This window comes from Gordonia sp. QH-12 (assembly GCF_001578675.1).
GTDB lineage: Bacteria > Actinomycetota > Actinomycetes > Mycobacteriales > Mycobacteriaceae > Gordonia > Gordonia sihwensis.
The window spans coordinates 78,114-99,554 of record NZ_KQ969297.1; the positions used below are offsets into that span (position 1 = coordinate 78,114).

18 protein-coding genes and 1 pseudogene are annotated in these 21,441 nt (G+C 68.9%); 17 read left to right on the plus strand and 2 right to left on the minus strand.

What is annotated here, in order from left to right:
• Positions 1-68 precede the first annotated feature (68 nt).
• The 5 genes from rpmI to Y710_RS14445 all read left to right on the plus strand — a co-directional run bounded on the left by rpmI (position 69) and on the right by Y710_RS14445 (position 2,861).
• The gene (gene rpmI, locus Y710_RS14425; protein WP_006895462.1) at positions 69-263 is read left to right on the plus strand and encodes a 50S ribosomal protein L35; all 195 of its coding nucleotides are present in this window, start codon (positions 69-71) and stop codon (positions 261-263) included.
• A gap of 34 nt (positions 264-297) precedes the next feature.
• A complete protein-coding gene (gene rplT, locus Y710_RS14430; RefSeq protein ID WP_006895463.1) occupies positions 298-678 on the plus strand; it encodes a 50S ribosomal protein L20 in 381 nt (126 codons plus the stop codon).
• Between the two features lie 77 nt (positions 679-755).
• Positions 756-1,517, plus strand: a complete 762-nt coding sequence (locus Y710_RS14435) for a TrmH family RNA methyltransferase (RefSeq protein WP_006895464.1) — start codon at positions 756-758, stop codon at positions 1,515-1,517.
• A 62-nt stretch (positions 1,518-1,579) separates the two neighbouring features.
• Complete coding sequence (locus Y710_RS14440) at positions 1,580-1,933, plus strand: gamma-glutamylcyclotransferase family protein (protein ID WP_006895465.1); 354 nt, start codon at positions 1,580-1,582, stop codon at positions 1,931-1,933.
• 112 nt (positions 1,934-2,045) lie between these two features.
• The gene (locus Y710_RS14445; RefSeq protein ID WP_039867032.1) at positions 2,046-2,861 is read left to right on the plus strand and encodes an ABC transporter ATP-binding protein; all 816 of its coding nucleotides are present in this window, start codon (positions 2,046-2,048) and stop codon (positions 2,859-2,861) included.
• Here the strand turns inward: Y710_RS14445 and Y710_RS19165 are convergent, their stop codons facing one another.
• Positions 2,862-4,481 (minus strand): hypothetical protein, encoded by a 1,620-nt coding sequence (locus Y710_RS19165; protein ID WP_331709906.1) that lies wholly within the window; start codon positions 4,479-4,481, stop codon positions 2,862-2,864.
• A pseudogene (locus tag Y710_RS19170) lies at positions 4,470-5,321 on the minus strand (serine/threonine-protein kinase); the annotation flags it as partial. The pseudogene Y710_RS19170 and the gene Y710_RS19165, both read right to left, overlap by 12 nt.
• A gap of 145 nt (positions 5,322-5,466) precedes the next feature.
• Between Y710_RS19170 and pheS the strand changes: the two are divergent.
• From pheS to tyrS, 12 genes are all read left to right on the plus strand, one after another.
• Positions 5,467-6,519: a phenylalanine--tRNA ligase subunit alpha gene (pheS, locus tag Y710_RS14455; protein ID WP_006895468.1), complete on the plus strand. Its 1,053-nt coding sequence runs from the start codon at positions 5,467-5,469 to the stop codon at positions 6,517-6,519.
• A 42-nt stretch (positions 6,520-6,561) separates the two neighbouring features.
• Complete coding sequence (pheT, locus tag Y710_RS14460; protein ID WP_062367759.1) at positions 6,562-9,039, plus strand: phenylalanine--tRNA ligase subunit beta; 2,478 nt, start codon at positions 6,562-6,564, stop codon at positions 9,037-9,039.
• A 51-nt stretch (positions 9,040-9,090) separates the two neighbouring features.
• Entirely contained in the window at positions 9,091-10,128 is a 1,038-nt protein-coding gene (gene argC / locus Y710_RS14465) for an N-acetyl-gamma-glutamyl-phosphate reductase (protein ID WP_006895470.1), read from the plus strand.
• Positions 10,129-10,226: 98 nt separating this feature from the next.
• A complete protein-coding gene (gene argJ / locus Y710_RS14470) occupies positions 10,227-11,414 on the plus strand; it encodes a bifunctional glutamate N-acetyltransferase/amino-acid acetyltransferase ArgJ (protein ID WP_231875753.1) in 1,188 nt (395 codons plus the stop codon).
• Positions 11,411-12,331: an acetylglutamate kinase gene (gene argB / locus Y710_RS14475; protein WP_006895472.1), complete on the plus strand. Its 921-nt coding sequence runs from the start codon at positions 11,411-11,413 to the stop codon at positions 12,329-12,331. The genes argJ and argB overlap by 4 nt, the downstream gene beginning before the upstream one ends.
• Positions 12,328-13,518 carry an acetylornithine transaminase gene (locus Y710_RS14480; RefSeq protein WP_082781331.1) on the plus strand — a complete coding sequence of 397 codons (1,191 nt, stop codon included), beginning with the start codon at positions 12,328-12,330 and terminating at the stop codon, positions 13,516-13,518. The genes argB and Y710_RS14480 overlap by 4 nt, the downstream gene beginning before the upstream one ends.
• Before the next feature lies 1 nt (position 13,519).
• Complete coding sequence (argF, locus tag Y710_RS14485) at positions 13,520-14,449, plus strand: ornithine carbamoyltransferase (RefSeq protein ID WP_006895474.1); 930 nt, start codon at positions 13,520-13,522, stop codon at positions 14,447-14,449.
• Complete coding sequence (locus tag Y710_RS14490) at positions 14,449-14,985, plus strand: arginine repressor (protein WP_006895475.1); 537 nt, start codon at positions 14,449-14,451, stop codon at positions 14,983-14,985. The genes argF and Y710_RS14490 overlap by 1 nt, the downstream gene beginning before the upstream one ends.
• Positions 14,986-15,048: 63 nt before the next feature.
• On the plus strand, positions 15,049-16,497 hold the full coding sequence (argH, locus tag Y710_RS14495; RefSeq protein ID WP_006895476.1) for an argininosuccinate lyase: 1,449 nt from the start codon (positions 15,049-15,051) through the stop codon (positions 16,495-16,497).
• A 174-nt stretch (positions 16,498-16,671) separates the two neighbouring features.
• Complete coding sequence (locus Y710_RS14500) at positions 16,672-19,662, plus strand: AMP-binding protein (RefSeq protein ID WP_006895477.1); 2,991 nt, start codon at positions 16,672-16,674, stop codon at positions 19,660-19,662.
• A gap of 69 nt (positions 19,663-19,731) precedes the next feature.
• Positions 19,732-19,950, plus strand: coding sequence for a Trm112 family protein (locus Y710_RS14505; RefSeq protein WP_039867034.1), 219 nt, complete (start codon positions 19,732-19,734; stop codon positions 19,948-19,950).
• Positions 19,913-21,229, plus strand: coding sequence for a tyrosine--tRNA ligase (gene tyrS, locus Y710_RS14510; protein WP_045539027.1), 1,317 nt, complete (start codon positions 19,913-19,915; stop codon positions 21,227-21,229). The genes Y710_RS14505 and tyrS overlap by 38 nt, the downstream gene beginning before the upstream one ends.
• Positions 21,230-21,441 lie beyond the last annotated feature (212 nt).

The window sequence follows — 21,441 nt, forward strand, 5'->3', positions numbered from 1 at the left end:
TAGCAGTGGACCCGAACCGCCCGGATCGCTCCGGGCGGGACTCGGGTCCGCCCGAATGAAGGAAACCAATGCCGAAGAGCAAGACGCACAAGGGCACCGCGAAGCGATTCAAGGTGACCGGCAGCGGCAAGATCGTCCGTCAGAAGGCAGGCAAGCGCCACCTCCTGGAGCACAAGTCCTCGCGCGTCACGCGTCGCCTGGACGGCATCACCGTGGTGAGCGAGAACGATGCCCCGCGGATCAAGCGCCTGCTGAACCGCTGACTTTCCGCTTAAGACTTTAGAAGGACACTGACTAATGGCACGTGTGAAAAGGGCTGTCAACGCCCAGAAGAAGCGCCGCTCCGTTCTCGAGGCGTCGAAGGGCTACCGCGGACAGCGGTCGCGCCTGTACCGCAAGGCCAAGGAGCAGCAGCTCCACTCGCTGACCTACGCGTACCGGGACCGCAAGGCGCGGAAGGGTGATTTCCGCAAGCTCTGGATCACCCGCATCAACGCGGCGGCTCGTGCGAACGACATCACCTACAACCGCTTCATCCAGGGCCTCAAGCTCGCCGGCGTCGAGGTGGACCGCAAGGTGCTCGCCGACATCGCCGTCACCGACCCGGCCGCGTTCACCGGTCTGGTCGAGGTGGCTCGTGCCGCGCTGCCCGCGGACGTCAACGCTCCCGCTGCCTGATCTCCGCTGAGATCGCAGTGACGCGTTCTGGACCCGCGACGGATGTTCTCACCGAACGTTCGTCGCGGGTCGTTTCGTTGGCGAAGCTGCATCGCGCGTCGGTGCGCCGGAGCGAGGGCCGATTCCTCGTCGAGGGATTCAATGCCGTCGATGCGGCGCTGAGCACCGGCCGTGCGTTGCAGGTACTGGTGCGCGACGACGACGCCGATCGGCACGCCGATCTGGTCCACCGTGCGCTCGACGCGGGCGTTCGTGTGCAGCGCCTCTCACACCGCGCGGCGGACAAACTGTCCGAGACGTCGACGGCGCCCGGGATCTTCGCGGTGTGCGAGTTGCTGACGGCGGCGCTCGGCGACGTCCTCGCGCGCTCACCGAAGCTTCTGGTCATCGCGGTCGAGCCGCGCGAGCCGGGAAACCTCGGCACCCTGACTCGGTGTGCGGACGCCATGGGGGCCGACGCGGTGGTCCTGCTGGGGGAGTCCGTCGACCCGCACAACGGCAAGAGCGTCCGGGCGGGTGCGGGGAGTCTCTTCCACATCCCGACCGTCCGCGAACCGGATGTCGCGGGTGCACTGGCCGCCGTCGCCGCGGCGGGCATCACGACGCTGGCGACGGAGATGGACGGCGAGCTGAGCCTCGACGACGCCGACGAGGTCCTCGCCCGGCCGCACGCGTGGTTGTTCGGGAACGAGGCCCACGGACTGCCCGGGCAGGTGCTCGACGGCGCCGACCACCGCGTCCGGATTCCGCTGCGCGGGCGCGCGGAGAGCCTCAACCTCGCCGCCGCGAGCGCGATCTGCCTGTACGCCAGCTCCCGCGTGCAGAACCGCGGACGCTGATCTCCGAGGGGTCCTGGCCGGGTGAGGTTCTCCGGAAATCCTTGCGGCAGTACGATTCCGGAATGCACGTCCTCTTCAGCTACGGCACCTTGACGGATCCCGCGGTGCAGGAGGGCGTCTTCGGCGCCCGGATGCCGACGGAGCCCGACACCCTGCCGGGCTTCGAGATCGGCACGGTGACGATCACCGATCCCGAGGTCATCGCATTGAGCGGTACCGCGACCCACCTGATTCTGCGGCCGGGGGCACCCGAGGCGGAAGTGCCCGGCGCCCGGCTGGAACTCGACGACGCCGGTCTGCGTGCGGCGGACGAGTACGAGGTCGACGACTATCGTCGCGTCGAGGTGACGCTGAGCTCCGGCATCCGTGCGTGGGTGTATCTGGCACACGAGGACGCGGCAGTCTTGGAGGGATAGGCTTCACTCACCTAAGTTAGGTGAGGCTACTATCGGAGTCGATGGTGCGGAAACCTAATCGAAGGGGTGTGAGGTGTCAGTTTCTCCGGAGGTCGCCGACCGAACCGACGCCGTGATCGCAGGCTCCGCCGAACCGCGGCTGTCGGCCGAGCGGCTGTCGGTCGGATACGACGGCACGACGATCATCGACGGCCTCGACGTGACGATCCCGACCGGCCGGGTCACCACCATCGTCGGTCCCAACGGCTGTGGCAAATCGACTCTGCTGCGCACGCTCTCGCGGCTGCTGTCGCCGTCGGCGGGAGTGGTGATCCTCGACGGAAAGGACATCGCGACGCAGAAGCCGAAGCAGGTGGCGCGCACCCTCGGTCTGCTCCCGCAGAACCCGATCGCGCCCGACGGCCTCACCGTCGCCGATCTCGTCTCCCGCGGCAGGCACCCGCATCAGTCCTGGTATCGGCAGTGGTCGCGGGAGGACGAGGTCGCCGTCGCCGAGGCGATGGAACTGACCTCGACCACCGAACTGGCCGACCGCGCCGTCGACTCCCTGTCCGGCGGTCAGCGCCAGCGCGTGTGGATCGCCATGACGCTGGCGCAGCAGACCGATCTGGTGCTGCTGGACGAGCCGACCACCTACCTGGATCTGGCGCACGCCGTGGACGTCCTCGATCTGGTCGACGAACTGCGCACCGAGCACGGCAAGACGGTGGTCATGGTGCTGCACGATCTGAATCTCGCGGCCCGCTACAGCGATTCGCTCGTGGTCATGCGCTCGGGCGAGATCGTCGCCGAGGGATCGCCGAACGACGTGCTGACCCCGGAACTGCTCGCGGCGGCCTTCGGTCTCGAATCACAGATCGTCACCGATCCGATCGGCGGCACACCGATGGTGGTGCCGATCGGCCGGCGCGGCAGGCACGCCGGCTGATCATGCAGCGAGCTTCACCTCGTGCGGCGTGGTGATCTGATCCTCCGTACGCGTCGCGTCGCCCTGCTGTCCGGTCTTGTTGAGACCCCAGCAGTACTGACTCGAACCCGTGACCGCACACGTCACGCTGTAGGAGGTGACGACCTGGCGGACGTCGCTCACGCCTGACACGTGCTGGGGGCTGTACTGCTGTGAGGTGGACCCGTCACCGACCTGACCGTAGAGGTTGTTGCCCCAGCAGCTGACGTCGCCGTCCGCCACCGCGCAGAACGTTCCGATGTCGACGGAGATCCCGCTGACGCCCGTGAGACCCTCCACCTTCGCCGGTGAGCTCTTCTTGGCCTCGGAGTCCTTGCCGAGCTGCTGATTCTTGTTGCTGCCCCAGCAGTACGGAGCGCCCTCGGCGATGGCGCAGGTGTTCCAGAACGGGGTGTTGTCGATGGTGCCGCCACCGACGGACACCGCGGACACGTCTTTGAGAGAGGTGACCTTGGTGGGGGTGCTGTGATCGTCGGTGCTTCCGTCGCCCAGCTGGCCGTCCCAGTTGCGCCCCCAGCAGTACAGCTCGTCGGATGCGACGGCGCAGACCGACCCGGCCCGTGAGGACACCGCCGTGACGTTCGAGAGCCCGGCCACCTTCGTGGGAGTCTTCAGACTGTCGGTGGTCGACCCACTGCCCAGCTGCCCTCCCGAGTAGAAGCCCCAGCAGTACAGGTCGCCGTCGGAGACCGCGCACGTCGAGGAGTTGGACGTCGAGACCGTGGTCACCTTGCCCAGCCCGGGCACCTTGAAGGGGGTGGTCTTCTTGCTCATCGTTCCGGCGTCGCCGGCCTGCCAGAAGAGGTTGTCTCCCCAGCAGTACAGCGATTCGTCCGCGACCGCGCAGGTGGTGACCGCGGAGTTCGATCCCGTGGAGTCGAAGGCGCCCATCGAGACCGCGGTGACGTTCGAGAGCCCGGCCACCTTGGTCGGCGTCTTGCGTTCGGATGTGGTGCCGTCTCCCAGCTGGCCGCTGGAGTTGTCGCCCCAGCAGTAGAGGCTGCCGGAGCCGATCATGCACTCGCTGCCGTACGCCCCGGCGATCTGCGGGGTCGCGTATACCTCGGCGGCGGGCTCGTCGGACGACGGCCACCACAGAGGCGAGGTCGCGGCCACCGCGACGACGGCGACCGCGGCGACGGCGGCCACGATCCAGCCGATACGCCGCCGCTTCTTCGGCGGCTGCGGCGGTGGTCCCGCGAATCCGTAGGGGCCGGGTCCCGCCTGCTGTCCGCCGGGGAAGGGGCCGGGTCCCGAGAACTGCTGTCCCGGGTAGGGCTGGCCCGGGTAGTGCGGTGCCGCCTGGTAGGGCGCCTGTCCGGAGTACTGTGGGGCTGGCTGGGGGCCGCTGTCGCCGTACGGCACCGGCGCCTGGCCGTGATGCTGCGGTCCCGGCCACGGGGTCGGCGCGGGCGTGGGAGCCGGTGTCGGTGCGGGTGCCGGGGTGGGTCCGCTCGGACCGGGCGGCGCCACCGGCGCCACCATCGTGTGCTGTCCGGCTGCGGTCTGGCGCAGAGCCGCGTCGAGCGCGGCGGCGAAGCCGCGGCAGTCGGGGAATCGCGCTGCGGGATCCTTCGCCATCGCGCGGATCAGGACGGGGGTGAGCGCGTCGAGGTCGGGACGCACCGCGCCGAGCGGAGGAGGCGGCTGCTGCACGTGGGCCATCATCAGCGCGGTCGGGTTCTCGGCGGCGAAGGGCGGCCGCCCGGCCAGGAGCTCATACGCGGTGCACGCGAGTGAGTACTGGTCCGACGCAGGTCCGGCGTGGGCGCCGCCGATCACCTCGGGAGCCGTGTAGGCGACAGTGCCGATGATCGAGTTCACCGCCGTCAGCTGCGGCGAATCGGCGAGCTTGGCGATGCCGAAGTCGAGAAGGACCACCCGGTGCAGGGAGCCGTCCGACGACCGGGTGACCACGATGTTCGCGGGCTTGATGTCCCGGTGCACCACTGACCGCGAATGGGCGTAGTCGAGTCCGTCTGCCACCTACACGATCGCCTGGACCACCTCGGCGGGAGTCAGCCGCGCCGAGGCGAGATTGGGTCCGTCGATGAAACTCATCGTGAACCACGGCTGGTCGTCGGCGATCCCGTAATTGTGAATCGTGACGATCGACGGATGATCGAGTGCCGCCATCGTCCGCGCCTCATTGCTGAAACGTTGCTGGAAATCGGGGTTCGACGCCCCTCCGACGGAGATCACCTTCATCGCCTCGCGGCGGCTGAGTTGTTCGTTCTCGACGACGTAGACGTCGCCCATGCCACCCGAACCCAGCAGTTCGACCACGCGATAACCGGCGATGGTCGTTCCCGGCGCTTTCGACAACTGGCTGCCTTCCTCTGCTCGGCCCCCAACAGTGCGACCTGCTGAAATCGATGTTTTGATGACGGTAGACCATAAGCGGGCCGATACGCGCGACACCGTCTCCCGAGCGAACGACGACGTCGACGCCGGGGCGGGCCCGCGACGGCGGCCGACGGCGGCCTGAGGGGAGGGGCGCGGGTCGTTTCGACTACCCTTGACCCGAGTTCTTTCAGGCCTCTACGCAATAGGAGATGCGAGCCCGGTGGCTGACGATTCTGCTGTCAACGAATTCCCCACCAGCGCCGAGCTGGACGCGGCCGTCGCGGACGCCGTCGCCGCGTTCGACGCCGCCGGCGATCTGGAGGCGTTGGCCAAGGCCAAAGCCGCGTACTTCGGTGACCGGTCGCCCATCGCTCTCGCGCGACGGGCACTGGCCACGCTGCCGAAGGATCAGCGGTCGACGGCGGGCAAGCTCGTCAACGAGGTCCGCGGCAGGGTTCAGGCGGCACTCGACGCCCGCACCGAGACGTTGACCGCCGAACGCGACGCCGCGGTACTGGTCGCCGAGACCATCGACGTCACGCTTCCATCGGGCCGCCGCAGCCGCGGTGCCCGTCATCCGATCACGGTGATCGGCGACCAGATCGCCGACGTCTTCGTCGGCATGGGCTGGGAGATCGCCGAGGGCCCCGAGGTGGAGACCGAGCACCACAACTTCGACGCTCTCAACTTCCTGCCCGACCACCCGGCGCGCTCGATGCAGGACACGTTCTACATCGCGCCCGAGGGATCGCGGCAGGTGCTGCGCACCCACACCTCGCCGGTGCAGGTCCGCTCGATGCTCAGCCGCGAAGTGCCGATCTACGTCGCCTGCCCCGGCCGCACCTTCCGGACCGACGAACTCGATGCGACCCACACCCCGGTCTTCCACCAGATCGAAGGGCTGGCCGTCGACAAGGGCCTGACGATGGCCAACCTGCGCGGCACGCTCGAGGTGCTGGCGAAGGCGCTCTTCGGTCCCGAGACCACCACTCGGATGCGCGCCAGCTACTTCCCCTTCACCGAACCCTCCGCCGAGGTCGACGTGTGGTTCCCGGGAAAGAAGGGCGGCGCCGGATGGGTGGAGTGGGGCGGTTGCGGCATGGTGAACCCGAACGTCCTCCGGTCCAGCGGCATCGACCCGGACGTGTACACCGGTTTCGCCTTCGGAATGGGACTCGAGCGGACCCTCCAGTTCCGAAACGACCTGCCCGACATGCGCGACATGGTCGAAGGCGACGTGCGCTTCACCCTCCCGTTCGGTCCGGCCCTCTAGCAGAATCTTCGCAGCGATCACACGAAAGTAGTTGGTGAACAAGTGCGTCTCCCAAAGTCCTGGCTGACCGAGGTCCTCCGCGAAGGCTCCCCGGATTGGACCGCCTCGACCGAGGAGATCGACGCGGGTTTCGTACGCGTCGGTTTCGAGATCGAGGACATCGAGCCCTTCCCGGAGATCACCGGTCCGCTCGTCATCGGCCGTGTCGAGGCCATCGAGGAGCTCACCGAGTTCAAGAAGCCGATCCGCTTCTGCCAGGTGGCGGTCGGGGAGGAGGCGCCTCGCGACATCGTCTGCGGTGCACGCAATTTCACTGTCGGCGACCTGGTGGTCGTGGCGTTGCCCGGCGTAGTGCTGCCGGGCGACTTCGCGATCGCCACGCGCAAGACGTACGGCAAGACCTCCGACGGGATGATCTGTTCGGTCACCGAACTCGGGATCGGGAACGACCACTCCGGCATCCTGGTGCTCGCACCGGGGACCGCGGAGCCCGGTGCCGACGCCCGCGAGGTCCTCGGCCTGGCCGACACGGCGATCGAGGTCAACGTCACGCCCGACCGCGGCTACGCCTTCTCCATGCGCGGACTCGGCCGCGAGTTGGCCAGTGCTTTCGAAGTGCCCTACGTCGATCACGGTCTGGCCGGGGAGCCGCTGGCGGCCGATGTCGATCGGGAGTCATGCCCGGTCGCGATCGACGCCGACAGTGACGCCACCCGCTACACCGCCCGCGTCGTCACCGGTGTCGACGCTACGGCGTCGTCGCCGTGGTGGATCGCCAAACGACTGATGGTGGCGGGTATCCGGCCGATCTCCGCGATCGTCGATGTCACGAACTACGTGATGATCGAACTGGGTCAGCCACTGCACGCCTTCGACGCGGACAAGATCCGCGGCACGGTCAGCGTCCGCTCCGCACGAGCGGGGGAGACCCTCGAGACTCTCGACGGCGTCACGCGCAAGCTGGACCCTGAGGATGTGGTGATCGCCGACGACTCCGGCCCGATCGCCCTCGCGGGGGTGATGGGTGGAGCCGCGACCGAGGTCTCCGACGAGACCACGAACATCCTTCTGGAGTCGGCCAACTTCGACCAGGTGCGGGTGTTCCGTACGGGCAAGCGCCACAAGCTGTCGTCGGAGGCGGCGAAGCGCTACGAACGGCTCGTGGATCCGGAGATCACCGCGGTGGCCTCCGACCGGGCCGCCGCGCTGATCGCCGAACTGGCGGGCGGCCGCGTCGCCGGTCCGCTGTCGGACGTCCGTACCGCGACCGTTCCCTCCGCCGCCATCCAGATCGACCCGGGACTTCCCGATGCGACCGCCGGTGTCGAGTACCCGGCTGGGACCACCGCCGCGCGTCTGCGCGAGGTGGGATGCGTCGTCGACGGTGACTCGCCGTTGCTGGTGACCCCGCCGTCGTGGCGACCCGACCTGCGCCAGCGTGCCGACCTCGTCGAGGAGGTGCTGCGACTCGAGGGTCTCGAGGACATCCCGGCCGTGGTGCCGCGAGCCACCGGTGGTCGCGGGCTGAGCCCCGCTCAGCGCCGTCGCCGTGCCATCGGCGTCGGCCTGGCCACCGATGGGTACGTCGAAGTCCTGCCTTACCCGTTCCTTCCCGCAGACGTCTTCGATACATGGGATCTGCCCGCCGACGACGTCCGCCGCCGGACCGTCTCCGTGCTCAATCCGCTCGAGTCCGACCGGCCGGAGCTGAACACCACTCTGCTGCCCGGACTGATGGAGATGGCGGCGCGCAACATCGCCCGCGGCCGCCGTGATCTCGCGCTGTACACGATCGGTCAGGTCGTCATCGGCGGTCAGCAGGGTCCGACCGTGCCCCCGCTGGATGTGACGCGCCGGCCCACCGAGGCCGAGCAGACGGCGCTCGACGCATCCCTGCCCGACCAGCCCTTGCACGTGGCCGTCCTGCTCACCGGATTGCGCGAGCCGGCGGGTCCGCTCGGGCCGGGCCGCACCGCGGACGCCTACGACGCGTTCGAGGCGGCTCGGCAGATCGGCCGGGCCGCGGGGGTGGAGCTCGAACTCGTGGCCGACGACCATCGGCCTTGGCACCCCGGCCGCTGCGCTCGGCTCGAGGTCGACGGCGTCGTCGTCGGTCATGCCGGGGAACTGCATCCGGCGGTGCTGGAACGCACCGGTCTGCCCGCGCGGCTGTGCGCGGTGGAGATCGACGTGGACGCGCTGCCGCTGCGCCAGAACCTGCCGTCGCCGAAGGTGTCGCCGTTCCCCGCCGTGCTGCAGGATGTGAACGTCGTGGTGGCCGCGGACGTGGCCGCCCAGGACGTGCAGGATGCGCTGGTTGCCGGCGCGGGAGAACTGCTCGAATCCATCTCGCTCTTCGACGTCTACGTCGGTGCTCAAGTCGGCGAAGGCAACAAGTCCCTGACCTTCGCGCTCACCTTCCGCGCCGCCGACCGCACGCTCACCGAGGATGAGGGGACCGAGGCCAAGATGGCTGCGGTAGCGCATGCGGGCGAGGTCGTGGGCGCCCGCTTGCGCTGACGCGGAGCACGACTAGGTGAATTATTTTGCGCTGTAGTGCATAATGATTTCATGACTATCAAGGTTGCTGTCGCCGGTGCGAGCGGCTATGCGGGCGGTGAGATCCTCCGACTGCTGTGCGGGCATCCGCGCCTGGGTTCGGGTGAACTGGAGATCGGCGCACTGACGGCGGGCGGAAACGCCGGCACGCGGCTGGGTGAGCATCACCGCCACCTGTTCCCGCTCGCCGACCGCGTGCTCGAGGAGACGACGCCGGAGGTTCTGGCGGGTCACGACGTGGTCTTCCTCGGGCTGCCGCACGGACAGTCGGCTGCGATCGCCGATGCCCTGCCTCCCAGCACCCTGATCGTCGACTGCGGCGCCGACTTCCGGCTCGAGGACCCCTCGGAGTGGACGGCCTATTACGGCGGTGACCACGCGGGCACCTGGCCGTACGGCATGCCGGAACTGCCGGGCAACCGGGACGTGATCGCCGGAGCGAGCCGGATCGCGGTGCCCGGGTGCTATCCGACGGTGTCGATTCTGACTCTGCTGCCCGCGTTGGCCGCGGGCCTGGTGGAACCGGCGGTCACCATCGTCGCGATGTCGGGCACCTCGGGTGCCGGCCGGGCGCCGAAGGTGAATCTGCTGGCGTCCGAGGTGATCGGATCGGTCCGCGCTTACGGTGTCGGCGGTGTGCACCGGCACACTCCGGAGATCACGCAGGCTCTTTCGCGGGCAGCATCGCTCCCGGTGTCGGTCTCCTTCACTCCGGTGCTGGTGCCCACGTCGCGAGGCATCCTCGCGACGTGCACCGCGCGCACCGACGCGTCGATCGATGATTTCCGGTCGGCCTATGAGAAGGCATACGAGAACGAGGCCTTCGTGCATCTCCTGCCGCAGGGAGAGTTCCCCGAGACCGGGTCCGTGGTCGGAACCAACATGGTCTCGATCGGTCTGTCCGTCGACGAGCGGTCCGGCACCTTCGTCGCCGTCGGCGCCGTCGACAACCTGACCAAGGGCACCGGCGGTGCGGCCGTCCAGTCGATGAACCTGGCCCTGGGTTGGGGCGAAGGCGAGGGCCTGGCGACCGTGGGAGTGGCACCGTGACCGAAGCAGAGACAGGCTCGAACAGCGTGAAGGACCCGACCGTGACAGACACCCAGACCGTCCCCGTGCCGGACATCGATCTCCTGGTCGGCTCGCGGATGACCCGCCGCCAGGGCGTCACGGCGCCGCTGGGCTTCCGGGCGGCGGGAATCGCGGCGGGGATCAAGGCCAACGGGAAGCCCGACCTCGCGCTGGTGTTCAACGAGGGCCCCGACCTGGCGGCGTCGGCGGTGTTCACTCGCAATCAGGTCAAGGCCGCACCGGTGCTGTGGTCGCAGAAGGTAATCGAGAACCGGTCTCTGCGCGCCGTGATCCTCAATTCCGGTGGAGCGAACGCATGTACCGGGCCCGAGGGCTTTCAGGACACGCACGCCACCGCGGAAGCGGTCGCGTCGACGCTGTCGAGCTGGGGTACCGAGACCGGGCCCGTCGAGGTGGCCGTCTGCTCGACCGGCCTGATCGGCGAGCGGCTGCCGATGGACAAGGTGCTCGCCGGAGTCACCGAGATCGTGCACGAGATGGGCGGCGGACTCGAAGGCGGGACCGACGCCGCCTACGCGATCATGACCACCGACACCGTCCCGAAGCAGGTGGCCTTGCACCACACCGGCGGCTGGAACGTCGGCGGCATGGCGAAGGGTGCGGGCATGCTCGCCCCGTCGCTCGCGACCATGCTGGTGGTGCTGACCACCGACGCCAAGGTGAGCGCGGAGTCGGTCGACCTCGCGCTGCGCCGCGCCACCGCGCGCACCTTCGACCGTCTCGACGTCGACGGCTCCATCTCCACCAACGACACAGTGCTGCTGCTCTCGTCCGGCGCCAGCCAGATCGAGGTCTCCCAGGCCGAGCTCGACGCCGCGGTCTTCGCCGTGTGCGACGATCTGGCCGGTCAGCTGCAGAACGACGCCGAGGGCGTCACCAAGCGGATCGCGATCACCGTGACCGGCGCGGCGACCGAGGACGACGCGCTGGTGATCGCGCGGTCGGTGGCGCGCGACTCGCTCGTCAAGACCGCGCTCTTCGGCTCCGATCCGAACTGGGGCCGCGTCCTCGCCGCCATCGGCGCCGCGCCTGTGACCATCGATCCCGATCGGATCACGGTGTCGTTCAACGGTTCTCCGATCTGCCGCAACGGCACCGGAGTGCCCGGGGCCCGCGATGTCGACCTCTCCGGCGATCGCATCGAGGTCGTCGCCGACCTCGGCCTCGGGGACGCCGAGGCGACCATCCGCACCACCGACCTGTCGCACGCCTACGTGGAAGAGAATTCGGCCTACTCGTCATGACGAACACTGACACCTCACCGCTGAGCACCGCCACACCGCTGCAGAAGGCCGGCGTCATCGCCGAATCGCTGCCCGCGCTGCAGGCGCTCCACGGCAAGCGCGTCGTCGTCAAGTACGGCGGAAACGCGATGGTCGACGCCGACCTGAAGACGGCGTTCGCCGCCGACATGGTCCTCCTGCGCGCGTGCGGCATCCATCCGGTGGTGGTGCACGGCGGAGGTCCGCAGATCTCCGCGATGCTCGCACGCCTCGGTCTCGAAGGCGAGTTCCGCGGCGGCTTCCGCGTCACCACGCCCGAGGTCATGGACGTCGTCCGGATGGTCCTGTTCGGCCAGGTGGGCCGTGAACTCGTCGGCCTGATCAACGCGCACGGACCGTACGCCGTCGGCATCACCGGCGAGGACGCCCACCTGTTCACGGCGACGCGCCGGACGGTGATGGTCGACGGAGAGCCCACCGACATCGGGCTGGTCGGCGACATCGCGGCGGTCAACACCTCCGCGGTCGACGACCTGATCGCGGCCGGCCGGATCCCGGTGATCTCGACCATCGCGCCGGATGCCGACGGCCAGGTGCACAACATCAACGCCGACACCGCCGCGGGCGCCGTCGCTGCAGCGCTCGGTGCCGAGCATCTGGTGATGTTGACCGATGTGGAGGGTCTCTACACCGACTGGCCGGACCGCTCGTCGCTGGTCTCGACGATCACCGCGGGTGAGGTCGCGACACTTCTGCCCTCCCTCGACTCCGGCATGGTGCCGAAGATGGAGGCCTGCATGCGCGCCGTTCAGGAGGGGATCGGTGCCGCACACGTCATCGACGGCCGTGAAGCGCATTCCGTGCTGGCCGCCCTGCTCACCGCGTCGACGTCGGGAACCACCGTCGTCGCCGACGATCCCGATGGAGGACGGCAGTGACCGCACCCCTGCAGCAGCGGTGGTCCGCTGCGCTGATGAACAACTACGGCACCCCGCCGGTCGCGCTGGTGCGCGGCGACGGCGCGGTCGTGTACGACGCCGACGGCCGGGAGTACCTCGACCTGCTCGGCGGCATCGCGGTGAACGCGCTCGGCCATGCGAACCCGGCCATCGTCGAGGCGGTGACCGCTCAACTCTCGACTCTCGGCCACGTGTCGAATCTGTACATCTCGCAGCCGGTCGTGGAACTGGGCGAGCGGCTCTGCGCGGCCGTCGGCCACGGGGCCCGCGCCTTCCTGTGCAATTCCGGCACGGAGGCCAACGAGGCGGCCTTCAAGCTCGCCCGCAGGACCGGCAGACCGCAGATCATCGCGGCCGAGGGGGGATTTCACGGCCGCACCATGGGTGCGCTCGCGATGACCGGGCAGCCGGCCAAGCGCGCCCCCTTCGAACCGATGCCCGCCGGCGTCGACTTCGTTCCCTACGGCGATGCGCAGGCGCTCCGCGCCGCCGTGTCCGAGCGGACCGCAGCGGTGATCCTGGAGCCGATCCAAGGCGAGAACGGCGTGGTGGTCCCGCCCCCGGACTACCTCGCTCAGGCACGGGCGATCACCGCCGAGCACGGTGCGCTGCTGATGCTCGACGAGGTACAGACCGGTATCGGCCGCACGGGCTGGATGTTCGCGCACCAGCGCGCGGGAATCGTGCCCGACGTCATGACCCTCGCCAAGGGCCTGGGCGGCGGCATGCCGATCGGTGCCGTGGTGGCGACGGGGCCGGCGGCGGCGCTGTTCGAGCCCGGCCAGCACGGCACCACCTTCGGAGGCAATCCCGCGTGCGCCGCCGCCGCGCTCGCCGTCCTGCGTTACATCGACGACCACGACCTCCTCTCGCACGTCGAGCGCGTCGGGAAATCGCTCGCCGACGGCATCGAGGAGCTCGGCCATCCGCAGATCGCGGGTGTGCGCGGCGACGGTCTGCTTCTCGGCGTCGTGCTGAACTCCGGCATCTCGGCGAGCGTCGAGAAGTCCGCGCGGGCGGCCGGGTACCTGATCAACGCACCCGCGCCCGACGTGCTGCGGCTGGCGCCTCCGCTCATCCTCACCGACGAGCAGGCGGCCGGATTCGTCGCCGACCTGCCGGACATCCTCGACGCTGCGATCGACGCACAGAATGGGAATGCGTGACATGACAGAGAACACTCGGCACTTCTTGCGCGACGACGATCTGACACCCGCCGAACAGGCGGAGGTGCTCGAGCTGGCGGCGCGGATGAAGCGCGACCGCTTCGGGTTCCGCCCGCTGGATGGCCCTCGCGCTGTCGGAGTCATCTTCGACAAGAACTCCACGCGGACCCGGTTCTCCTTCGAAGTCGGCATCAGCCAGCTCGGCGGGCACGCCGTCGTGGTCGACGGCGCGAACACGCAGATGGGCCGTGACGAGTCGTTCGCAGACACCGGCCGGGTGCTGTCGCGGTTCGTCGACGCGATCGTGTGGCGCACCTTCGGTCAGGACCGCCTCGAGGCGGTGGCGGAGTACGCGACCGTTCCCGTCGTCAACGCTCTGTCCGACAGCTTCCACCCGTGCCAGGTGCTCGCCGATCTGCAGACGATCATCGAGCGGAAGGGTCGGGCCGCGGGCCTGACGCTGACCTACTTCGGAGACGCCGCCAACAACATGGCCCATTCCCTGATGCTCGGCGGCGTCACCGCGGGCATGCATGTCCGGGTCAGCGGACCGACGGCCTTCCAACCGGATCCGGCCGTGGTCGAAGCGGCGCGGCGGCGCGCGGCCGAGACCGGCGGCAGCGTCGAACTGATCGGCGACCCGATCGCTGCGGCGACCGGCGCCGACGTCCTCGTCACCGACACGTGGGTCTCGATGGGGCATGAGGGCGACGGGCTCGACCGGGTCGGTCCCTTCCGTCCATACCAGATCAACTCGGAGCTGCTCGGGTACGCCGCGGACGAGGCGATCGTGCTGCACTGCCTGCCCGCGCACCGGGGCGAGGAGATCACCGACGAGGTGATCGACGGTCCGGCGAGCGTCGTCTTCGACGAGGCGGAGAATCGCCTGCACGCCCAGAAGGCGTTGCTGGCCTGGTTGATGGACCGCTAGTGGACCGCGCGGACCCCGACCGAACCGCTGCCCGCCGGGCCGAGTCGGCGAGGCTCGCCGCCACGCGGGCCGGCCGGCACGCCCGGATCGTCGAGATCCTGGCGACCGAACAGATCCGGAGCCAGGGCGAACTGCAGCAGAAGCTGGCCGAGCTGGGGATCGAGGCCACCCAGGCGACGCTGTCGCGCGATCTCGACGAACTCGGCGCGGTGAAGCTGCGCGCCGCCGACGGCGGCGCGGGGGTCTATACCGTCCCCGAGGACGGCAGTCCGGTCCGCGGCGTGTCCGGCGGAACCGACCGGGTCTCGCGACTGGTGTCCGAACTGCTGGTGTCGACCGACTCGTCCGGCGACGTCGCGGTGCTCCGCACACCGCCCGGCGCCGCCGGTTATCTCGCCAGCGCGCTCGACCGCGCGCGACTGCCCGGAGTCGTCGGCACCATCGCCGGCGACGACACCATCTTCGTCCTGGCCCGACGGCCGCTCACGGGCGCCGATCTGGCCGCGCGGATCGAGGGACTGGTCTCCAGATCGTAGGCTGAGCGAACGCGCTCACCGACCACCGAACCGAAACACACCCACGCGAGGAGTACTGCCCTCATGTCGACATCCGACACCACATCGTCCGAGAACAGCCACGAGGGCACCAACGAGGGGGCTCTGTGGGGCGGCCGGTTCGCCGACGGCCCGGCCGCGGCGATGGCCGCGCTGAGCAAGTCGACGCATTTCGACTGGGCGTTGGCCCCGTACGACATCCAGGCGTCGAAGGCGCACGCCCGCGTCCTCGCGACGGCGGGTCTACTGACGGACTCGGACGCCGAGGCCATGCAGGCCGGACTCGATCGTCTGGCCGCGGACGTCGCCGCGGGCGTGTTCGTGCCCGCGGAGTCGGACGAAGACGTACACGGCGCGCTCGAACGCGGGCTGATCGAACGGGTCGGCCCCGAACTCGGTGGCAGGCTGCGCGCGGGCCGGTCCCGCAACGACCAAGTCGCGACCCTGTTCCGGATGTGGCTGCGGGCAGCGATGCGGCGGGTGGGCGCGGGCGTGCTCGACCTCGCGCAGGCGCTCGTCGACCAGGCCGCCGCCAACCCGGGTGTGGTGATGCCGGGTAAGACGCACCTGCAGGCGGCCCAGCCGGTGCTCCTCGGCCATACTCTCCTCGCGCACGCCCAGCCCCTGCTGCGCGACGTCGCGCGTCTGGTGGACGCCGATCGGCGCGTCGCCGTCTCGCCCTACGGGTCGGGTGCGCTCGCCGGCTCGTCGCTCGGGCTGAACCCGGAGGCTATCGCCGCCGACCTCGGCTTCGCCAGTGCGGCCGAGAACTCCATCGACGCGACCAGCTCCCGCGACTTCGCCGCCGAGGCGGCCTTCGTCTTCGCGATGGTCGCGGTCGACATGTCCCGCCTGGGGGAGGACGTGATCCTCTGGAGCACCCCGGAGTTCGGCTATGTGACGTTGGCCGACGCGTGGTCGACGGGCAGCTCGATCATGCCGCAGAAGAAGAATCCCGACGTCGCCGAGTTGGCACGCGGCAAGGCCGGTCGAGTGATCGGCAACCTCACCGGTCTGCTCTCCACGCTGAAGGCCCAGCCGTTGGCGTACAACCGCGACTTGCAGGAGGACAAGGAACCGGTCTTCGACTCCGTCGCGCAGCTGGAACTGCTGCTGCCGGCGATGGCGGGACTCGTCGGCACCCTGACCTTCCATCCGGACCGGATGGCCGAACTCGCGCCGGCCGGTTTCACCCTCGCGACCGATATCGCGGAATGGCTTGTCCGCCAAGGTGTTCCCTTCCGGGTCGCGCATGAGGTGGCGGGCGCCTGCGTCCGTGAGGCCGAGAGCCGCGGGGTCGGACTCGACGAACTCGACGATGAGACGATGGCCCGCATCAATCCGGCGCTGACGCCGCAGGTGCGCGAGGTGCTGACGGTCTCGGGCTCGATCGAGTCACGCAATGCCTTCGGCGGTACCGCCTCGTCGCAGGTGGAGCGCCAGATCTCGGTGGCCAACGCCACGATCGCCGACCTCCGGACGGCGCTCGCCTGACTCCGGCGCGGCGTGTCCGGGCAGGTAACCGGCATCACCGTACGCGCCGACTCGCGGGTACTTCACAGTCGGTGACGGCCGTGACGGATTCGGCGACTAGTACACTGCACGTGCTCGCACACGCCGAATCAGTCGGCGGCCGCGGCATCGGAAGTGGTGAGGGGAGTTACCGCGGTGAAGGGTCTGCCAAATGTCGCCGGCACGGTCGGACGGATCGTCGCGACCGCACAGAACGGTCTCGAAGTCATTCGGATGGGGGGCCTGGATACCGGCACCGAGCCGACACCCTACAAGGTGGTCGAGACCGAGAAGATGTACCGCCTCCGCCGGTACTTTCCAGACGACGCCGGCGACGGCTTCGCCCACATCATCCTGATCCCGCCGATGATGGTGTCGGCCAACGTCTACGACGTGACGCAGGAGAACGGCGCAGTCTCGGTTCTGTACCGGCACAAGGTGATTCCCTGGGTGGTCGACTTCGGTTCGCCCGACCACGAAGAGGGCGGGATGGAGCGCACGCTCACCGACCACGTGGTGGCGATCAGCCGGGTGATCGATCTGGTCCGGCGGGTCGTCGGCCAGGACGTTCACCTCGGCGGATACTCGCAGGGCGGCATGTTCGCCTATCAGACGGCGGCCTACCGGCGCTCAGAGGGACTTGCCAGCGTGGTCACCTTCGGCAGTCCGGTCGACGTACTGGCGGCCCTTCCGCTGGGCCTGCCCGCACAGCTCGTGGTTCCCGGTGCGGAGTTCGTCGCCGACAATGTCTTCAACCGACTGTGGATCCCGAGTTGGTTGGCACGCACCGGGTTCCAGCTGGCCGATCCGGTCAAGACGGCCCGCAGCCGGATCGACTTCCTGCGCAAACTCCACGATCGCGACGCCCTGCTGCCGCGCGAGGACCAGCGACGATTCATCGAGCAGGAGGGCTGGGTCGCGTGGTCGGGTCCGGCCGTGGCCGAACTGCTCCGCCAGTTCGTGGTTCACAACCGCATGATGTCGGGTGGCTTCGTCATCGACGGCGAAGTGGTGTCGATGACCGAGATCACCTGCCCGGTCCTCGCCTTCGTCGGTGAGACCGACGACATCGGTCAGCCACTGGCCGTGCGCGGCATCGTCCGCGCCGCGCCCGACGCCGAGGTGTACGAGACCGCCGCGCCGGTCGGGCACTTCGGTCTCGTCGTCGGATCGAACGCCGGACGTCTCACCTGGCCGACGGTCGGCGAGTGGATCCAATGGCGCGAGGGCAACGGAGAGCAGCCGGCGGCGGTGACGCCGATGAGCAGGACTCGCAGCGAGTCCGGAAGCGGGATCAGTTGGAGCAACCGGCTGACCTACGGTGTCGGACAGGTCGCCGGTGCGGGCACCGCGGTCTCCAAGGAGCTTCTCGAGGCGGTCAATTCGCTCCAGCGCACCACCCGGGCCGTGGCGACCGAGTCGGTGCGCACCGTTCCGCGGCTGTTCCGGCTCGGCCAGATCCAGCCGTCGACCCGCGTCTCGCTCGGCAAGCTGATGAGCGAGAACGCGAAGCGCACGCCCCACGACGAGGTCTTTCTGTTCGAGGACCGGGTGCTGACGCACACTCAGGTCAACGCGCGGATCGACAACGTGGTCGCCGGCCTCATCGAGTGCGGCATCCGGCCGGGGGTGCACGTCGGCCTCATGATGGACCCGCGCCCGTCCGCCCTGGTGACGATCGCCGCGCTGTCGCGACTGGGCGCCGTGGCGGTGCTGCTCTCGTCGAGCGACGCGCTGCCGGAGATGCTCACCCTGGCGGAGACGCGGATCATCGTCTCCGATCCGGTTCACCTCGACCGTGCGGCCGCCGTGTGCGACCGGGTGCTGGTGCTGGGTGGAGGCAGCAGCGACGCCCGTGCCATCGAGCGCGCTGACGGTGAGCACATCGTCGACATGGAGAAGATCGACCCGGAACGCGTCCGTATGCCGGTCTGGTACCGCCCGGACCCCGGACTGGCGGGCGACCTCGCGTTCATCCTGTTCACCGAGACGCAGGGCCGGCTCAATCGGTGGTCGGTCACCAACCATCGCTTCGCCATGTCCGCATTCGGTGCTGCCGCCGCGGCCGGACTGTCGAACCGGGACACGGTCTACTGCCTGCCGCCACTTCACCATGCCTCGGGTCTGCTGACCACGCTGGGAGCCACCGCCGCCGGGCGGTCGCGCATCGCGCTGTCCACGGGGATCGATCCCGAGCGATTCACCCGTGAAGTGCGCCGTTACGGCGTCACCGTGGTCTCGTACACCTGGAACATGCTGGCCGACATCGTCGACGCGCCGGAGTTCGATCCCGGTCAGCTCGGCAGCGTCCGCCTGTTCATGGGTTCCGGACTGTCGGCGGGGGTGTGGACTCGGTTGCGCGAGACGTTGCCGAATGCGCGGGTGCTCGAGTTCTTCGCCACCGCGGACGGATCCGCGATCCTGGCGAATGTCGACGACAGCAAGATCGGAGCGATGGGCCGTGCCCTGCCCGAGACCAACCCGGTGCGCGTCGCCGCCTACGACCCGGTGGCCGAGCGCATGGAGATCGACCGCGACACCGGCTTCGTCCGGGAAGCGGGGCCGGGCGAGGTCGGCATGCTGGTCGCGCACGCCGGCCAGCGCTTCGAGGCGGCGGGTCTGGTCCTGCGCGACGTGTTCCGCCCGCACGATCGCTGGGAGGTCGGGGGGAGTCTGTTCCAATCCGACGCCGACGGCGACCTCTGGTACATGGGATCGGCGCAGGCGGTGATCCGGAGCCGGTCGGGCCCGATCTATCCGGTGCCCATCCAACATGCGCTCTCGTTGATCCCGGACATCAAACTCGCCGCGGTGTACGCGGTCGGCGAGCCGGGCGAGCAGCTCGCCGTCGCCGCCGTCACGCTGCGCGGCGGCGCGACGTCGCTCACTCCGACCCAGATCCGCGTCGGCCTGGGCGAGCTTCCCGCGGCCGAGCGCCCGCACCTGGTGTGGGTCGCCGACTCCATCCCGCTGTCGGAGTCGTTCCGGGCCATGACCAGCCGGATCGCGGCGCGCGGTCTGCCGAAGCCCGGACCGCGGGTCTGGTATCGGGACCAGGACGGTCGCTATCGCCGCTACACGGCGTCCGCGGCCGCGACCATCGACTGGACGGCGCTCCCCGCCGGAGACGATGGTGGCGCCGAGTAGCCTGAAGGCGGTAGGCGCCGCTCGCGACAGGCGATGAGCGGCGCGATCGACGAGACGAAGTGGGAGCTGATGGCAACACGTGCCGAGGGCATCGATCCGGTGGTTCGCGACCGACTGGTGTGCCCCCAGGATCTGGGTGAATTGATCGATGCGGGCGACGAACTCTACAACCCGCGTCTGCGCGTCGCCTATGCCATCGACGCCCACGGGATCCCCGACATGCTGATCGACGACGCGCGTGCGGTCTCAGATGAGGAGCACGCCCGCTTCACCGGAAAGGAAGCGTGAACCGCCGGTGGCCGAGAACATCCTCGACGACCTGATCTGGCGCGGACTCATCGGGCAGAGTACCGACGAGGGAGCGTTGCGCGAGACCTTGGAGAAGCCGATCTCGCTGTACGCCGGCTTCGATCCGACCGCGTCCAGCCTGCACGCCGGACACCTGGTCCCGCTGCTGACTCTGCGCCGGTTCCAGCTCGCCGGTCACCGTCCCGTGGTGCTGGCGGGCGGCGCCACCGGACTCATCGGTGATCCGCGCGACGTCGGCGAGCGGACGATGAACTCCGTGGACACGGTCGCGGGGTGGGCGGACAAGATCGTCGGCCAGCTCCAGCGGTTCGTGACCATCGACGACTCCGACACAGGTGCCGTTCTGGTCAACAACAACGACTGGACCGCCCCGATGTCGACCATCGAGTTCCTGCGCGACATCGGCAAGCACTTCTCCGTCAACGTCATGCTCGCGCGTGACACGGTGAAGCGGCGCCTCGAATCCGACGGAATCAGCTACACCGAATTCAGCTACCTGCTTCTGCAGTCCAACGACTACCTGCAGCTGTACCGCAAGTACGGCTGCGTGCTCCAGATCGGCGGATCCGACCAGTGGGGCAACATCATCGGCGGCGTCGACCTGATCCGGAAGGTCGACGGTGGTACGGCCCATGCGCTGACGGTGCCGCTGGTGACCTCGGCCGACGGGAAGAAGTTCGGCAAGTCGACCGGGGGCGGCAGCGTGTGGCTCGATCCTGAGCTCACCAGTCCGTACGCCTGGTACCAGTACTTCGTGAACACGGCTGACGCCGATGTCGTGAAGTTCCTCAAGTGGTTCACCTTCCTGAGCCGGGAGGAGATCGAGGAGCTCGAGAAGCTCACGGCCGAGAAGCCATTCCTCCGCGAGGCGCAGAAGCGCCTCGCTCGAGAGCTGACGACCCTCATCCACGGTGCAGACCAGACGGCCGCCGCGGAGCTGGCGAGTCGCGCACTGTTCGGGCGCGCCGAACTCAACGAGCTCGATGAGCCCACCCTCGCCGCCGCGCTGGGGGAGACGGGCCTCGCCGAGTTCGACGCCGGTGCCACGCCCTCTATCGTCGAGCTCCTCGTCGCGTCCGGACTCGCCGACAGCAACAAGGCCGCTCGCCGGGCCGTCGACGAGGGCGGTGCCTACGTGAACAACGTCAAGGTTACCGACGCGGACTGGACGCCGGGTTCGAATGACCTGTTGTTCGGCAAGTGGCTCGTCCTGCGCCGCGGTAAGAAGACCTTCGCCGGCGCCAAGATCGGCGCTTGACCGCACAGTCGGACCGCTGACCTGGCGATTTGGGACTCAGCCTCAACGGTGTGTAACTTATTGCAGGTCAGCGCGTCGGTGCTGGCGAGCGAAATGCCCTTCCGGTCGGTGAGTTGATCTTGCCGGGGTGGTGGGGGTAGAGTAGCGGTCCTGCGCCTGGCGGACTTCCTGTTCTTCTTCGGAGTTGGAGAATGTCGCGGTTGCAGGGAAGA

Coding starts and splice junctions, on each gene's coding strand:
- argH (WP_006895476.1), top strand. CDS start 15,049: ATGTCGACATCCGACACCACATCGTCCGAGAACAGCCACGAGGGCACC.
- argB (WP_006895472.1), top strand. CDS start 11,411: ATGACGAACACTGACACCTCACCGCTGAGCACCGCCACACCGCTGCAG.
- Y710_RS14440 (WP_006895465.1), top strand. CDS start 1,580: ATGCACGTCCTCTTCAGCTACGGCACCTTGACGGATCCCGCGGTGCAG.
- rplT (WP_006895463.1), top strand. CDS start 298: ATGGCACGTGTGAAAAGGGCTGTCAACGCCCAGAAGAAGCGCCGCTCC.
- tyrS (WP_045539027.1), top strand. CDS start 19,913: ATGAGGAGCACGCCCGCTTCACCGGAAAGGAAGCGTGAACCGCCGGTG.
- Y710_RS19165 (WP_331709906.1), bottom strand. CDS start 4,481: ATGGCGAAGGATCCCGCAGCGCGATTCCCCGACTGCCGCGGCTTCGCC.
- Y710_RS14505 (WP_039867034.1), top strand. CDS start 19,732: ATGGCAACACGTGCCGAGGGCATCGATCCGGTGGTTCGCGACCGACTG.
- argF (WP_006895474.1), top strand. CDS start 13,520: ATGACAGAGAACACTCGGCACTTCTTGCGCGACGACGATCTGACACCC.
- argC (WP_006895470.1), top strand. CDS start 9,091: ATGACTATCAAGGTTGCTGTCGCCGGTGCGAGCGGCTATGCGGGCGGT.
- rpmI (WP_006895462.1), top strand. CDS start 69: ATGCCGAAGAGCAAGACGCACAAGGGCACCGCGAAGCGATTCAAGGTG.
- argJ (WP_231875753.1), top strand. CDS start 10,227: ATGACCCGCCGCCAGGGCGTCACGGCGCCGCTGGGCTTCCGGGCGGCG.